Source organism: Shewanella insulae (genome assembly GCF_009831655.1).
In the GTDB taxonomy this organism is placed as follows: Bacteria; Pseudomonadota; Gammaproteobacteria; order Enterobacterales; family Shewanellaceae; genus Shewanella; species Shewanella insulae.
The window spans coordinates 347,879-363,185 of sequence record NZ_WRPA01000001.1 but is presented as its reverse complement, the minus strand read 5'-3'; the positions used below and the strand labels follow the sequence as shown (position 1 = coordinate 363,185).

Sequence of the window (15,307 nt, the reverse complement as noted above, 5' to 3'; positions counted from 1 at the left end):
TAATTAGGCGCAATGACTTAATAATAAAAAGCCCTCAAATGAGGGCTTTTTTATACCTGACATAAGCGCCTAAGGCGTATAGGTACTCACCACATCTATCTTGAGCTGATCGCTGCTGCGCTGTGCCGCGTCGAGATCGATATGGCCGCTGTTGGCAAGATCCAAGAAATCGAATGCCGGCAGATCTGATTCTGCGACATCGCCCTTCATCGGCGCATCGGGATCTTGTTGCAATGAGGCGAAATCAAACTGCTCTCGGTCGACGCCTTGTGACGGGCTGGTATTTTGCATCGCGGTGAAGATGGTTTCGATACGGCCAGGGAACTGCTTATCCCAACTCTTGAGCATCTCTTTGACTGCCGCGCGCTTAAGGTTTTCCTGTGAGCCACACAGATTACAAGGGATGATTGGAAACGCCTTTAACTCGGCATATTCTGCGATATCTTTCTCGCGGCTGTAGGCGAGGGGACGGATCACTACGTTAGCGCCATCGTCCGACAACAGCTTAGGCGGCATCGCCTTGAGCTTACCGGCATAGAACATGTTGAGGAACATGGTCTCTATGATGTCGTCTCTGTGGTGTCCCAGGGCTATCTTAGTCGCGCCAATCTTTTGGGCAAAACCGTATAAGGTGCCGCGGCGCAGACGGCTGCAGAGCGAGCAGGTGGTCTTGCCTTCTGGGATCTTATCTTTAACGATCGAGTAGGTGTCTTTCTCGAGAATATGATAGGGCACCTTTAGGCTATCTAGGTAGGCCGGCAGAATATCTTCAGGGAACCCCGGCTGTTTCTGATCCAGGTTAACGGCTACCAGGTTAAAGTTAACCGGCGCTCTCTGTTGCAGATTGACCAGAATATCCAGCATGGCATAACTGTCTTTGCCGCCGGAAAGACAGCACATGACGGTGTCGCCCTCTTCAATCATATTGTAATCGGCGATGGCACTACCGACTTCGCGCCTTAGGCGCTTTTGTAGCTTGTTTAGCCGAGTTATCTGTTTCTTTGAGAGGGTTTCTTCAGACATAATAAAAAACGCGCCTAGTATCGTAAAATTCTGGGCGCGTAGTATAGCTTAAAAAATGGGGCTAAAGAAGATGGCCTAAGGCGATCATTCCTCTTCTAACGGTGACTTATAACCGTCGGGCTTAATCGCCAGCAGGTCACAGTTGATGCTGTCGATCACATGCTCGGCCGTGTTACCGATAAGCGCCGCAGAGAAGCCTGTACGACCAACGGTCCCTAAGATCACCAACTCGGCATCCAGCTGCTCGGCAAGCTCGGGGATCACATCCTCCGGCAAGCCCTCTTTGATATGGCAGAAGTCGCTGGAGATACCATAGTTGCTTGCAAGGTAACAGACTCGCTGCTCATGTTGCATGCGAATGGTTTCGCTATAGGTGTGGGCGTCGAAATCCGGCAGCTCGATGGCTAGATTGACCGGGGTACCAGGGTAACCGTTGACCAGGTGTACCTGAGCATCAAACTTCTTGGCAAGATCTTGCGCGTGCTGGATGATCTTACCGTTAAGAGTCTGGTGATCGTCATCTTCCGAGGCCACGTTGATGGCGCACAAGATCTTACCGGCCACAGGCCAGTCATGTTCTTTCACCAATAGCACTGGCACTGGCGCCTTACGCATCAGGTGCCAGTCGGTCGGGGTGAAGATCACCGACTTGAGCTTATCGTGCTCATGGGTTCCCTTGACGATCAGGTCATAGCCACCTTCGATGGCATGTAAGATGATGCTCTCGAACGGACGGTTATGCCAGATCACTTCACTGTCGATGGCAACGCCTGTGTCTTTGTAATCTGCCAGGATATCATCGAGCCAGGCTCTGCGCTGGGCAATCACCCCTTGGCGCATGGCTTCTCGTTCATGACCCGAGAGGATAGAGGTCATTTCATAGGAAAAATCGAAAATGGAGAGAAAAACGGTGATTGATGCTTGATTCTTAGAGGCGAGTTCGACGGCTCTGGCGAGGGCTGATTGCTTGTCGCTAGTTGGATCCACTACAACAAGGATCTTATGATAGTCCTTCATAGATTCTTCCTTTATCTGAGGTGGTACTTAAATAATGAGCGATATAGGGCAAATTGCCTTGTTTTAGATCAAATTTGCCCAGAAAATCGACGTATTAGCGGCCTATCTTATTGTTACCGGCTAACTTATTGAGTGAGTCAAAATCGACGATGGTAATGTACTTTCCTTTTACCTCGATCAATTCTGCCTTTTGAAAACGTCCAAGGAGTCGACTGATGGTTTCTACGGTCAAACCAAGATAGTTACCTATATCACCGCGTGTCATTGTGAGGCGGAACTCCTTGGGAGAGAAGCCACGACTGCCAAAACGGCTGGCGAGATTGCTGATGAAAGCGGCCAGGCGTTCCTCGGCGTTCTTCTTGCTGAGCAGCAATATCATCTCTTGATCGCTCTGGATCTCGTTGCTCATGAGACGCATGATCTGTTGTCTAAGCTTAGGCATAGAGCCTGAGAGCTCATCCAAGGTATCGAAAGGAATTTCACATACCATAGAGGTCTCTAACGCCTGGGCGAAACTCTGGTGGGTCTGAGAGTGAATGCCATCGAAACCTATGACGTCACCGGCCAGGTGAAAGCCTGTGATCTGTTCATCGCCTTGTTCTGTGATGGTATAGCTCTTGATAGTCCCCGAGCGGATCGCATAGAGAGATTTTAGTGAATCACCAGACTTAAAAATTTGTTCGCCTTTTTGTATCGGCTTCTTACGCTCAATGATGTTATCAAGCTGATCTAGTTCGTTGTTATTCAACGTGAAAGGGATACATAAGGTACCCATGCTACAGTCATGACAATGAATGGCGCATCCGGGTACAGCCGAACGACGACTTTTAATATTATCTGTCATAATCTCTCTCGAATTTCGCAATTAGGCTTATGTTAAACTAATTTAATAGTCACAGCTAGCCTAGCTGAGAAAATGCAATATACAAAGTGTGTATGCCAAAGCTTACTAAGATTAAACCACTGATAAGCCTTACTTTTCTAGCCTGAACTAACTGAGCAAAATAGCGCGTTGCGACGCCGACGCTGACCAAGGCCGGCAGGGTTCCCAACCCGAAGGCCGCCATGATCATGGCCCCTTGCTCGGCCGAGTTTGCAGCAACTGCCCAGGTCAGGGTGCTATAGACCAAACCACAGGGCAACCAGCCCCATAGTAGGCCTGCTGCAAAGGCTTGTTTTAAATCGGTTATCGGTAACAACTTATTCGCAATAGGACCGATAAGACGCCACAATAATTTCCCCAAACGCTCTATCTGCACCACGCCAGACCAAATCTGCGCGATATAGAGGCCCGTGACTATCATCATCACGCCGGCTAACACACGCATGCCAACAAGGTAGGCATCAAGACTAAAGAGGGTGCTGAGCAAACTGGCGGAGCCGCCAACCAGAGCGCCGGCCAAGGTGTAGCTAAGGATACGTCCTAGGTTATAACTTAGGATAAATTGCAACTGACCGAGCAGGATATTATCGCTGGCCTTTTTTGGGAGTTGCTGGGAGAAGGCACCTACCAAGCCACCACACATGCCGATGCAATGGCCCGCGCCCATCAGGCCAACCAGAAAGGCGCCGGTAATACTAAAGTCGATCAATGTGGGGTCGACTCATCGTTTGACTCGTTGGGCTTTTCCTTGATGTCATCATCAAAAAGGATAGACACGCTCTGCCTGTCTAGGTCGTCAAACTGTTCAGACTTAACCGCCCAGAAGAAGATACCCACGGCAACCAGTACAAACAGCATGGCGATCGGGATCAACACATAGATAATACTCATAAACGAACCTTTAGTAATCTGAGGCTATTGGCGACAACAATTAATGAGCTGGCCGACATGCCGATGGCAGCAATGTAGGGTAACACGTGTCCACTAACCGCTAAAGGAATGATAAGCAGGTTATAGCCAAGGGCCCAGATCAGATTTTGCCTGATGATCTGCTCCGTCATCTTAGCGATGCGAACCGCCTGAGGAAAGCGTGAAAGCTGATCCCCCAGCAAGATAAGGTCTGCACTATTTTTGGCGATATCCGCGCCGCTTCCCATGGCCACCGACAGGTTAGCTCCGGCAAGTACCGGCGCATCATTGACGCCATCGCCGAACATAACGACCTGTTTACCTTCATCCTTGAATTGATTGATAAGCGCAAGTTTATCTTGGGGCTTAAGACCTTTGTGTAGAGTCTGTATTCCCACAGCGTCGGCAACTTGCTCCACATGTTCGCTGGTGTCGCCACTGGCGATGCAGCTTGCAAAGCCCATCTCCTTGAGGGTAACTAAGGTTTCCTTGGCATCTTCTCGCACCGTATCACTCAGGGTAAAACCTGCGACTAGACCTTCTTGGTCGGCAAGGTAGACACTGTGTTGACCTTGGAAATCGGTAATTTGAGTGCTTTGGCGAATAAAATCTTCGCTGCCGAGGAAATAGTCAGCACCGTTAACCTTAGCCTGCACGCCTGCGCCGGCGACATACTGACTCTCTTCCAAACGATAGCCATTCTTATAATGAGGCGCGAACGCCTTAGCGATTGGATGAATCGAATGTGACTCCATGGCGGCGGCGATGGCCAGCACATCGAGGGAATTATCTTGGGTGAATCGCTGAATATCACTCAGGGTGAGACTGCCACAGGTGAGGGTACCCGTCTTATCGAACACCACCTGATCGACTTTGGGTAGTTTCTCAAACACGCCTGGTCGGCGTGCAACCACCCCCAGTTTGGTAAAGAGGCCGGTGGCGCAGGTAACCGCAGTCGGTGTAGCCAATGCAAGCGCGCAGGGACAGGTGGCTACCAGGACGGAAAGTGTGACCCAAAAGGCATCTTCCGGCCAATAGTGTTTCCACACCAGATAGGTGAGGGCGGCAATGACCAAGATGGTCCAGGTGAAGTAGTTTGAGATGGTATCGACGTAGAGTGCCACCTTTGGCTTATTGTTCGACGCCGCCTCCTGCAGGCGAATAATTTCGGCAACCAGTTGGTCTTGCCCGGTAGCGGTGACTTGCACCTTTATCGGATGGTCCACATTGATGGTGCCCGCATACACCTGGCTCGCGACATGCTTTGTCACCGGCATCTGCTCACCGGTAAGCATGGCCTCATTGACGCTGCTCATGCCCTCGATGATGTCGCCATCGGCGGCGATCACCTCGCCGGGTTTGACCATGATGAGATCGCCAACCTGCAACCGCTTGGCGGGTACCTCTGTCTGGTTGCCATGATCATCCAGCAAGTTGGCGGTGAGCGGGATCAACTTGTGCAGGTTATTAGAACTCACCGACGCCTTCTGCCGCGCATTTTGCTCAAAATAGCGTCCCAGCAGCAGGAAGAAGGTAAACATGCTGACGGATTCGAAATAGACTTCGCCCTGGCCAGATACAGTAGCAATACAGCTGGCGATATAGGCACCGCAGATGGCGATGGACACTGACACGTCCATGTTGAGTCTGCCGGATAACATGGCGCGCACGGCGCTGAAATAGAAGGGCTGCGCCGAATAGAAGACCACAGGCGCGGCAAATATCATACTGACCCAGCGAAAATAGTCCCTGAACTCAACATCGAGATCGGTAAAGTAATCAGAGTAGAGCGCCAGGGCAAACATCATCACCTGCATGGTGGCAAAGCCTGCCAGCCCGAGTCTGAGCAGGAACTTACGACTATTCTTCTTGCTCTGTATCTCTTCATCATCCACCTGGTAAGGGGCAGCCTGATAACCGATGCGACTGATCTGTGCCAGGATCTCTGACAGCTTGAGTTTTTCAGGGTCCCAGCTGACTTGGGCGCGCTCTGTGGTGGTGTTGACCGCTATCTTATTGATGCCGTCGAGATGTTGCAGCTTATGTTCGATCAACCAGGCACAGGCCGCGCAGGTAATGCCATCTATGGTGAGAGAGGTACTGGCACTCTGCTTGTTTTGATGAAGGTCTTGATGCACGAAGTCCTGTTGGACCTCTTTAAGATCGAACGCGGAAAAGGCATTTAGCGCCTCGGGCACCAGTGCTGTTTGCTTGCTGCCGGGCTCGGTTCGGTACTTATAATAATTGGTTAACCCTGCATCGATGATGGCGGCAGATACCGCCTGGCAACCGGGACAACACATTGGCTGAGGAACATCATCGATAAGGGTCTCGAATTGACGGCCGGTAGTGACCGGCTCGCCGCAATGAAAGCAGTTTAACGCGCCCATAGAAAATTAGTTTAACCAGTATTGCTGATTATCTTTGAGTTCGAGACGTTTCTGGATACGCCAGCTGCGATCAAATCCTTCGAGTCTAACCTCCCAGCTCCCCTGAATGGGTGAGGCAAGCTTGATATGGTAGACCTGATTGCCGTCAGCAGTGGCCACTTGGGCGAAGTCTTTCTCTTGCAGGGTAGGATGATAGAAGGATACGTTAAGCGCAGCGGCATAGGGCTCGCCACCATGCTGGGTGAGGGTGACCTCATCTTTCGCCAGATGTAACTCAAACTGCAAGCCAAGCTGCTTGGCATGTTTAATCTTACGCAGGTCCATGTTAATGGCCTTGCCGTCTTTGTAATAGTCTTCCGAGACCAAGGAGTCTTTATTTTCGACTGCGAGGAACATCAAATTCACACTGGCAAATACGGCACACAGAGGCAAAATAATCAGAAACCAAGGCCAAAACTGTTTATACCAAGCTTGTGGTTTATTCATGGATACTACCTGTTATTTTTGTTGGCCATATCTTACCGTTAAATGGCAGTGATAGCACTTAAAAAAAAGGCCTCGATCTGTCTCGAGGCCTTGGTGTTACTTATATGTAATTACTTGTTTGACAAGCTATAAACATAGGCTGCGATGACATGAACTTTCTCTTCGCCCAAGACATCTTTCCAAGCAGGCATCACGCCAGAACGACCGTTCTTGATGCTCTCTTGGATCACACCACGACTACCGCCGTACAACCAAGTGTTGTCGGTAAGGTTAGGTGCACCCATGAACTTGTTGCCTGTGCCGTCCATACCATGACATGCAAAACAACCTTTCATGAATGATGCCTGACCCTGAGCAGCCAAGGCTTCATCGTGATCGCGACCAGACAGTTTTACCACGTACTCAGCCAGGCCTTTCAGCTCGCTGTCTTCGATAGGTAGACCGCCTTTTGGTGGCATCATGCCGTTACGACCGTTCATGATAGTGGTCTTGATGGTGGCAAGGTCGCCGCCATATAACCAATCACCGTCAGTCAGATTAGGGAAGCCCTTGCTACCGCGCGCGTCACTACCGTGGCACTGAGCACAGTTTTGTAGGAACAGGCGACCACCGACTTTCAGGGCCTCTTCGTTCTTAACCAGCTCTTCAAGCGGTGTTGCCAGATACGCCTCGAAAATGGGGCTGTACTTGGCATTAGCCTTCTCGACTTCCTGGTCGTACTGAACCCAGCGCTGTTCCTTTGCAGCCAATGCAACGGCAGCAGCAGAATCTTCTTTGATACCTTTGTCGGTACCAATGCTTTGGTTCGCGCTTGACCAGCCAAGGAAACCTTTGAAGTTACCTAGGCCTGGGTAAGCCGCCAGATAGACCACACCGAAGATGATGGTGATGTAGAACATATAACTCCACCACTTAGGCAGCGGGTTATTGATCTCTTCAATGCCATCAAAGCTGTGACCCATTGATTTGCCTTCTTCAACACCTGTGGTGTTTTTAGAGACAACAAACAGTAGGATGAAACATCCTGCGATTACCACAATTGTGAGTACGGTAATCCAAATACTCCAGAAGCTACTCATCATCACTTATGTTCTCCTGAGTCCTTGTTTTTCTCATCGTCTGAGAAAACAAGGTTAGCGGCCTCGTCGAATTGCGCTTTACGGCGACCGCTATAAGCCCATGCAAAAATACCGACAAACGTCACCATAACAACAATGGTAATAATCCCTTGTACTGTGCCGTAATCCATATTTATGCCTCCAATTTATTTCAGTGCGTGACCTAGCGACTGCAGGTAAGCAATCAGTGCCTGCATCTCAGTCTTACCTTCAACGGCTTTCTTAGCGTTGTCGATATCTTCTTGAGAGTAAGGCACACCGAAACCACGGAACACTTCCATCTTCTTAGCCGTTAGCTCGCCATCTAGGACGTTCTCGGCCAACCATGGGAAGGCAGGCATGTTTGATTGTGGTACTACTGCGCGAGGATCAAGTAGATGAACTTCATGCCACTTGTCGCTGTAACGACCGCCAACACGGGCCAGGTCTGGACCAGTACGCTTAGAACCCCACAGGAATGGGTGATCCCAAACTGACTCACCGGCAACAGAGTAGTGACCGTAACGCTCAGTTTCAGCACGTAGCGGACGAATCATCTGGCTGTGACAGCCTACACAACCTTCACGGATGTAGATGTCACGACCTTCTAACTCAAGCGCTGAGTATGGACGCAGTCCGTTTACTGGCTCAGTAGTGTCTTTTTGGAAAAGCAGGGGAGTGATCTGTACCAGGCCACCAATACTGATAGCAATAACGGTAAAGATACCCAGCAGACCGATGTTTTTCTCGACTATCTCATGATTAAATTTCATCAAATCTACTCCTTATGCTTCAGCCAGCGCTGGCAAAGATTCTTTTGGCGCTTTTACTGTCTTAACCACGTTGTATGCCATTAGCAGCATACCAGTGACAAAGAACAGGCCACCTAAGAAGCGAACAAAGTAGAATGGGTATGATGCTTCCAAACCTTCAACGAAGCTGTAGGTAAGGGTGCCGTCAGAGTTAACTGCACGCCACATCAGACCTTGCATAACACCCGAGATCCACATTGAAACGATGTAAAGTACTGTACCGATAGTCGCTAACCAGAAGTGAACGTTAATCAGTTGTGTGCTGTACATACGACCGTGACCGTAGATTGCAGGGATCAGGTGGTAAAGCGAACCGATAGATACCATAGCCACCCAGCCTAGCGCGCCTGAGTGAACGTGACCTACGGTCCAGTCGGTGTAGTGAGAAAGTGCGTTAACTGTCTTGATGGCCATCATAGGACCTTCGAAGGTCGACATACCATAGAAAGACAGAGAAACGATCAGGAAACGCAGAACAGGGTCGGTTCTTAGCTTATGCCAAGCGCCAGACAGGGTCATAATACCGTTGATCATACCGCCCCAAGAAGGTGCGAACAGGATCAGAGACATCACCATACCCAGTGACTGCGTCCAGTCTGGAAGCGCTGTGTAGTGCAGGTGGTGTGGACCCGCCCAGATGTACAGTGCAATCAACGCCCAGAAGTGAACGATAGACAGACGGTAAGAATAAACAGGACGACCCGCTTGCTTAGGTACGAAGTAGTACATCATACCCAGGAAACCTGCGGTCAGTAGGAAGCCAACGGCGTTGTGGCCATACCACCATTGCACCATGGCATCGACGGCGCCAGAGTATAATGAGTATGACTTGAACAGGCTGACAGGTACTGCCATAGAGTTCACGATATGCAGTACTGCAACCGTGATGATGAAGGCGCCGAAGAACCAGTTTGCCACATAGATGTGTGACGTGGTTCGTTTCACAATTGTGCCAAAGAACACAACGGCATAGGCTACCCACACTATGGTAATAGCGATATCGATAGGCCATTCAAGCTCAGCGTATTCTTTACTGCTGGTAAGACCGAGCGGTAGAGTAATAACGGCTGAAAGAATAATGGCTTGCCATCCCCAGAAGGTAAATGCAGCTAGTTTAGGTGCAAATAGGCGGGTTTGGCAGGTACGCTGGACGATATAATAGGATGTTGCAAATAACGCTGAAGTACCAAACGCGAAAATCACGGCGTTGGTGTGCAGTGGTCTTAGACGACTGTACGTTAGCCATGGAGTTTCGAAGTTGAGTTGTGGCCAGATTAACTGGGCCGCGATCAATACACCTACTGTCATACCGATAATGCCCCACAGAACTGTGGTTAGGGCAAATTGGCGGACAACAGTGTAATTGTAATCAGCGCCTTGAGGCTGGGAATGGTTCATCATATTGCTTCCACTGCTTATTACTTATACTTATTGTTTGAGTAAAGTGGCACTTTACCCGGTAAAATGACATCAAAGGCCTGTTTCCCTACGAAACAAACAAGATTGTGTCAATGTGTCACGCAACATTAACGCAAATTAATGCCGAGTAACGCAATGATACTTGAGCAATATCAAAAAAGATAGGAATTATGCGGCCTGCGATATTGATCCAGATCAAACTACCTGGATAGAATGTAAACACTATGATTCAAAAGGTTAATAATTGTGCTGCTAAAACGGAAACTCGCCGTGATTTCCTTCATCTCGGTCCTATTTTCAACACTACTGATGTCGGGCTGTGAGCCTGCTTCAGACACGCCAGACACTGGGCTAGAAACAGCTGCGGAAGGTGCGTTTGAAATCGACCAAAGTCTGTGCGATTTTCATCATACGGCTTGCAAAAAACAGGTAGGTAACACAGTTATTTCTCTTAGGATCTCGCCGGAAAATACCCCGAGTGAGAAACCGTTAAGCGTGACCCTAACCAGCACTGAGCCACTGACTAATCTAGCGGTTAGGGTTGAGGGAAGAGACATGTTTATGGGGGTTATCCCACTTTTTCTTGACGAAACCAGCAAAAACACCTATCAAGGAACGCTAATATACGGCTCTTGCAGCAGTAATTATATGGTGTGGCGTCTTATCGCAAGCTTTGACTTAAATGGCGAAAATAGCGTTGTGATGTACGATTTTTTAGCCGATAGTCAGCCAAGCAATGGCTAATATGTGCTCTCTTAGCCATTGTTTGAGTTAATACCATATATTTTCCTGCCCAAAAACAGCGCCTAAGCCAGCCCGAGTTTGGCGTCAGCAAAGGCGGTGTTAATTAGTATCGCTTAGGGCGAGTCTCACCTTGTTAAATTTATCTATGTTGTCGATAAAGAGCGTGGTGAGGGCAGGGTCGAAGTGAGAACCTGAGCCTTTCTCTATCTCGGCAATCACTTCATCTAATGGCCAGGCCGGCTTATAACACCGCTCGTGAGATAGCGCATCGAACACGTCTGCTATAGCCACAATACGTGCAAAGATATGAATATCTTCACCTTTTAACCCGTCAGGGTAGCCACTACCGTCATATTTCTCATGATGTTGCATGGCTATGATGGCGGCAGCGTTGAGAATGGGGCGCTCGGAATTTCCCAATATCTGATGGCCGATGGCTGGGTGCTGGCGCATGATCTGCCACTCTTCTTCCGTCAATTTGCCGGGCTTTAACAATACTGAGTCGGGCGTGGCTATCTTACCTATATCATGCATGGGTGAGGCATGCTTGATAAGATCGGCCTGTTGATCGTCCAAGCCAGCTAATTTGGCCAATATATAACAGTACTCGGCCATGCGTTTAACATGGTTTGCGGCTTCTTTCGACCGGCTCTCCACCACATCACCGAGACGGAAGATGAGCTCTGATTGAGTGTCTTCGAGCTCTTTATTAAGCAGTAGATTTTCAAACGCCACGCCGACATTGATTGCAAAAATGTCGATGAGTTTCTTATCCAGATCACCAATGGCGTGTATGTTGTCCATGTAGAGGAGGTTGATCCAACCACTCTTGGCGGGGAAGTAGCCGACGAACAAGTTGTCCTCATACAGACAGGTCTTTTCCTCCAACGCACGTTTGAGTAATTTCTCTATAGATTCGGGTATGGCTTTTTCATGGTGACTGGCAAATTGGCCGGTACCAGCCAAGATGTGGAGTTTGTCTGTACTTAACTCTTTGCTCATTGCGTCGATGGCATTGCAGGTTAATAGCAAGGTCTCGTTGTTGAGATTCAGCAGGTTGGCCACCTGAGTTAGCAGGCCATCGGCAAAGTGATGTAAGGTTCGCAATTCGAACAGACCGGAGGTGGCCTTCACCACACGCTCGAGTCCTTCTCGATAGCGAATTTGTGTTTGTTTGGCCGCTTCGATCTCCATGATATCGCGGTAGCTTCGAAGCGCAGAGTAGACACTGGTGATCAGTTTTCTCGAATCCAGCTCGGCCTTCGCCTTATAGTCATTGATGTCATAATTGACGATCACGTCTTCCTCTGGCGCCTGGCCAGGTTGGCCTGTACGTAAGATCAACCGGATACTACGGTTTTTATGTTCTTCTCGAATCCATCTTACCAGCTCGAGGCCGGCATGATCGCTCTCCATGACCACATCGATAAAGGCCATGGCAACATCTTTTTCTTGTTGCAGTACACGTTTCGCTTCCTCGCCACTATAGGCGTTAATAAACTCGATACCACGGTTGTCCAACTTAAACCGTGACAGCGCGAGCTTTGTCACTGTGTGTACATCGGGTTCATCATCAACAATCAGTATGCGCCAGGCCGGTCCGGTTTCTGTTTCGGCTGTTTTCTTTTTACCTGAGAACAGTGGACTCTTCTTCGCCATATCAATCAGCATCCGTACCCCTCTTAGGTTAACTAAATTGACTCTAATAACTAGTGTAGTTACTGACGCCAATTTTGGCTGGAGAATTTAAAGGCTGTGCCAATTAAAATTCAGAATAATTTAAGCAGTTAGTCTGATTTGGGTATGGCAATCTAGGCTGTAATTGACGTCTCGCGGTGATCGGCAAAAACTCTTCTTTGGCAGCCACTGGAAGATTGATTTAAGTAGAATGTCTAACAAAACAATTAAGCAGCTAATTTTATTGGTTATTTTAATAAAATTCTTGTTATAGTGGCTCGATACAAAGTCTAAGTGTCATCATGCTAATGGAGTCGATACTTGCACGCCTTACCCTTATTTGAAGCGATCGATTATATCGAAGCCGGTAACCCCATCATTAATCAGCACATTACGGCAATCGCCATGAACCGGGTCGAAGATGCGGGTTATGTCTATGAACTGGTCAGCGATCTATTGTTTGCCCAGCGAGATAATGAGAACAGCTATAAGAGTTTTCGAAGTGAGATAACCTGTTTTCTGCATTGGTGCTTCGATGTCGCCGAGTCATCACCCAGTCAGATCACTAGACGTGACATGGATAGATTTGTGGCCTATTGTCAGTCACCACCGAAGGCCTTGATAGGTGAGTTTAATGTCGCTCAATTCAAGTTGGATAAGGGGAGTCAGCAAAGGATCCCCAATCCCTTGTGGCGCCCCTTTGTTGGAAAAAGAGGTGAACAATATAAGTTAAGCGATAATGCCTTAAAAACTAAGATGGCAATACTTTCATCCTTCTATGGCTTCTTGATGGCGGAAGACTACTGTGAGCGCAATCCGGCCCAGGCCTGGATGAACCACTCTAAATTTTCCCACAAACGAAAGTTTGACATGTGCGAAGAGGAGGGCAGTGGTCTCGCTTTTACTGAATTGCAATGGTCCTATGTGATATCAACGGTCGAACAACTTGCAATCAGTGAGCCCGAAACTCATCAACGCAGCCAGTTTCTGATTAAGTTAATTTATGGTTGCTACCTGCGGGTGTCGGATGTGAGTGCGCGAACCGGTTATAGCCCCATCATGGGGCAATTTAAGCAGGATAAGCAGACTGGGATCTGGCGTTTTCATATTCCCAAGAGTAAAGGGGGCAAGCAGCGCCAAATCCCCTTGTCCAATGCATTAATAGCGGCACTCAAACAGTACCGGGAACATTTGGGCCTGACACCTTTACCCGGCTATCAGGAACAGACGCCGATTTTTGTGCGTCACAGGGCGGCTGGGCGAGGGCGTGATGCAGGTTTGATCGATGCAAATTTGGGCATACGCCAGGTGAGAGAATCGGTGCAAGTTATAATCAATCTTGCAGCCGATATCGCCGAAAAAGACGGGCTAACAGAAGATGCCGAGGTGATGCGCCAGTTGACTGTGCATAATATCCGCCATACCGGAATCACCCATGACATCAATCTAAATGGTAGGCCTTTATCCCATGTTCAGGCAGACGCAGGGCATGACAGCATAGATACCACATCTCAGTATTTGCACACGTCTCAGGCTGAAAGGCATCAGAGTGCGGCCAATAAGCCTATGGACAGATTAGCCGGCATTGAATGAGCAAAAAAGCCCGTGTCCGGGCAGACACGGGTAGGGAGCCTAAAGCGGTCGCATCGCTTAAGTATCTCAACAAGAAAAGACTTAATAGACAGGGCTCTAATTTGAGTTGACGATGTCAGTTTAAACAAGCTGTTTTGCGATTCAATGTCACTCAGATGACGCTTTAGTTAAGCATTAACTAAAGGTGTCTGCGAACCTATAAATATTATGATGACCGGGTGATTGAATTTTATTCGTTTAGGAATAAACTGCGTTTCTCATATACCTTAATGCCGATAAGTATCATTATCGGCATCTGACTAAAAGTTCGATTGAGCTGTTTCTCTGATTTGCAGCGCTCACTCAATATGTCAATTCTGAACATCAAAACCGCTAGTGCACTTAGGTTATTTTTGAACGTCTGTATCTGAGCACATAGCTAGTATTTTATTGGTTGCTAAGCGTATCGCGGGTGTAGCGATTGTCTCACTCTAAACTGTAATTAAGTTAGTCATACGTTAAGGTTTGAATTACTCGTTCATTGAAAGCATTCGATGAAATGCATCAATCCAAAGCACTCAAAGTAATGTACTCAAAGTAATGCACCAGGAAGAATGTAATCGTAAAGCCTGGTTTATTTTTAAATAGGCGTCTGAGCGTTAACACCAAGCCACTTTAAGCAAATCGGTTTGCTATTGCTAAGGCTGATTATTGCAGCAGATAAGCTATTCATTATCATTAGTGCTTGGCTATCCTAATGCTTGCTAATTGATGGCGCGAATTCGATTTTCTGTCGTTTCTTAACGAACCGTAAACCAGGGGAAAATCCAACACAATTTGCACGCGTCGCTACGTGCATGAAATAACTTTATCAAGGGGATTACCCGTCAGATTTTACGTAGCGACGCCTAATGATTGAGCCATTCATGGCTGAAAGATGCTTTTAAGCAAATACCTAACTGTAGATTAAAGTTCGTTGTGTAAAGGTTCGTTGTGTAGGAGAGATCCGAAAGAGAAAGCTTTTTATAAATCGGTCGTAAAAATGTCCCTGAACTTGTATTGTGCGAATTCTGCAATTTGGTATGTTATTTAACTGGCTTTTTAAAGGGATTTTACATGTCTAAACTTACCGAGTTATTCACCAAGTACAAAAGAACTACGTGAATCGGTAAAAATCTCACATACGCCACCAAGAGTACCTGTAAAGCCTGAAGTGTTTAAAAGTGAAGCAAAGGTAATTCTACAGGTTGCACTTGAAATGAATAATAATGACCATGA

14 protein-coding genes are annotated in these 15,307 nt (G+C 48.0%); 2 read left to right on the top strand and 12 right to left on the bottom strand.

From position 1 onward, the window contains the following. Window positions 1-69: 69 nt before the first annotated feature. The 11 genes from ttcA to ccoN all read right to left on the bottom strand — a co-directional run bounded on the left by ttcA (window position 70) and on the right by ccoN (window position 10,018). Window positions 70-1,023, bottom strand: coding sequence for a tRNA 2-thiocytidine(32) synthetase TtcA (gene ttcA / locus GNT65_RS01570; protein ID WP_160793371.1), 954 nt, complete (start codon window positions 1,021-1,023; stop codon window positions 70-72). 84 nt (window positions 1,024-1,107) lie between these two features. Then, window positions 1,108-2,040 (bottom strand): universal stress protein UspE, encoded by a 933-nt coding sequence (gene uspE / locus GNT65_RS01565; protein WP_160793370.1) that lies wholly within the window; start codon window positions 2,038-2,040, stop codon window positions 1,108-1,110. A 94-nt stretch (window positions 2,041-2,134) separates the two neighbouring features. Further along, window positions 2,135-2,884 (bottom strand): electron transport transcriptional regulator EtrA, encoded by a 750-nt coding sequence (etrA, locus tag GNT65_RS01560; protein ID WP_160793369.1) that lies wholly within the window; start codon window positions 2,882-2,884, stop codon window positions 2,135-2,137. A gap of 55 nt (window positions 2,885-2,939) precedes the next feature. After that, window positions 2,940-3,632 (bottom strand): sulfite exporter TauE/SafE family protein, encoded by a 693-nt coding sequence (locus GNT65_RS01555; RefSeq protein ID WP_160793368.1) that lies wholly within the window; start codon window positions 3,630-3,632, stop codon window positions 2,940-2,942. Further along, on the bottom strand, window positions 3,629-3,814 hold the full coding sequence (gene ccoS, locus GNT65_RS01550; RefSeq protein ID WP_160793367.1) for a cbb3-type cytochrome oxidase assembly protein CcoS: 186 nt from the start codon (window positions 3,812-3,814) through the stop codon (window positions 3,629-3,631). Before ccoS ends, GNT65_RS01555 begins: the two co-directional genes overlap by 4 nt. Next, the gene (locus GNT65_RS01545; RefSeq protein WP_160793366.1) at window positions 3,811-6,222 is read right to left on the bottom strand and encodes a heavy metal translocating P-type ATPase; all 2,412 of its coding nucleotides are present in this window, start codon (window positions 6,220-6,222) and stop codon (window positions 3,811-3,813) included. Before GNT65_RS01545 ends, ccoS begins: the two co-directional genes overlap by 4 nt. Before the next feature lie 6 nt (window positions 6,223-6,228). Continuing rightward, a complete protein-coding gene (locus GNT65_RS01540) occupies window positions 6,229-6,708 on the bottom strand; it encodes a FixH family protein (RefSeq protein WP_160793365.1) in 480 nt (159 codons plus the stop codon). A 110-nt stretch (window positions 6,709-6,818) separates the two neighbouring features. Next, window positions 6,819-7,787, bottom strand: coding sequence for a cytochrome-c oxidase, cbb3-type subunit III (ccoP, locus tag GNT65_RS01535; RefSeq protein WP_160793635.1), 969 nt, complete (start codon window positions 7,785-7,787; stop codon window positions 6,819-6,821). 2 nt (window positions 7,788-7,789) lie between these two features. Beyond that, the gene (locus tag GNT65_RS01530; RefSeq protein ID WP_160793364.1) at window positions 7,790-7,957 is read right to left on the bottom strand and encodes a cbb3-type cytochrome oxidase subunit 3; all 168 of its coding nucleotides are present in this window, start codon (window positions 7,955-7,957) and stop codon (window positions 7,790-7,792) included. Window positions 7,958-7,972: 15 nt separating this feature from the next. Further along, complete coding sequence (ccoO, locus tag GNT65_RS01525; RefSeq protein WP_041511254.1) at window positions 7,973-8,578, bottom strand: cytochrome-c oxidase, cbb3-type subunit II; 606 nt, start codon at window positions 8,576-8,578, stop codon at window positions 7,973-7,975. Between the two features lie 12 nt (window positions 8,579-8,590). After that, window positions 8,591-10,018, bottom strand: a complete 1,428-nt coding sequence (gene ccoN, locus GNT65_RS01520) for a cytochrome-c oxidase, cbb3-type subunit I (protein ID WP_041511255.1) — start codon at window positions 10,016-10,018, stop codon at window positions 8,591-8,593. 288 nt (window positions 10,019-10,306) lie between these two features. On the opposite strand from ccoN, the gene GNT65_RS01515 reads away from it, so the two are divergent. Next, window positions 10,307-10,780 carry a hypothetical protein gene (locus GNT65_RS01515; protein WP_160793363.1) on the top strand — a complete coding sequence of 158 codons (474 nt, stop codon included), beginning with the start codon at window positions 10,307-10,309 and terminating at the stop codon, window positions 10,778-10,780. Between the two features lie 99 nt (window positions 10,781-10,879). On the opposite strand, the gene GNT65_RS01510 is transcribed toward GNT65_RS01515, so the two are convergent. After that, entirely contained in the window at window positions 10,880-12,451 is a 1,572-nt protein-coding gene (locus GNT65_RS01510) for a DUF3369 domain-containing protein (protein WP_160793362.1), read from the bottom strand. A 327-nt stretch (window positions 12,452-12,778) separates the two neighbouring features. On the opposite strand from GNT65_RS01510, the gene GNT65_RS01505 reads away from it, so the two are divergent. Beyond that, window positions 12,779-14,050, top strand: a complete 1,272-nt coding sequence (locus GNT65_RS01505) for a tyrosine-type recombinase/integrase (protein ID WP_160793361.1) — start codon at window positions 12,779-12,781, stop codon at window positions 14,048-14,050. The last annotated feature ends 1,257 nt before the right edge of the window (window positions 14,051-15,307 follow it).

What these genes read in the sequence shown, in the direction of transcription:
- ttcA (WP_160793371.1), bottom strand. Translation starts at nt 1,023, where the DNA reads ATGTCTGAAGAAACCCTCTCAAAGAAACAGATAACTCGGCTAAACAAG.
- uspE (WP_160793370.1), bottom strand. Translation starts at nt 2,040, where the DNA reads ATGAAGGACTATCATAAGATCCTTGTTGTAGTGGATCCAACTAGCGAC.
- etrA (WP_160793369.1), bottom strand. Translation starts at nt 2,884, where the DNA reads ATGACAGATAATATTAAAAGTCGTCGTTCGGCTGTACCCGGATGCGCC.
- ccoS (WP_160793367.1), bottom strand. Translation starts at nt 3,814, where the DNA reads ATGAGTATTATCTATGTGTTGATCCCGATCGCCATGCTGTTTGTACTG.
- GNT65_RS01545 (WP_160793366.1), bottom strand. Translation starts at nt 6,222, where the DNA reads ATGGGCGCGTTAAACTGCTTTCATTGCGGCGAGCCGGTCACTACCGGC.
- GNT65_RS01540 (WP_160793365.1), bottom strand. Translation starts at nt 6,708, where the DNA reads ATGAATAAACCACAAGCTTGGTATAAACAGTTTTGGCCTTGGTTTCTG.
- ccoP (WP_160793635.1), bottom strand. Translation starts at nt 7,787, where the DNA reads ATGAGTAGCTTCTGGAGTATTTGGATTACCGTACTCACAATTGTGGTA.
- GNT65_RS01530 (WP_160793364.1), bottom strand. Translation starts at nt 7,957, where the DNA reads ATGGATTACGGCACAGTACAAGGGATTATTACCATTGTTGTTATGGTG.
- ccoO (WP_041511254.1), bottom strand. Translation starts at nt 8,578, where the DNA reads ATGAAATTTAATCATGAGATAGTCGAGAAAAACATCGGTCTGCTGGGT.
- ccoN (WP_041511255.1), bottom strand. Translation starts at nt 10,018, where the DNA reads ATGATGAACCATTCCCAGCCTCAAGGCGCTGATTACAATTACACTGTT.
- GNT65_RS01510 (WP_160793362.1), bottom strand. Translation starts at nt 12,451, where the DNA reads ATGCTGATTGATATGGCGAAGAAGAGTCCACTGTTCTCAGGTAAAAAG.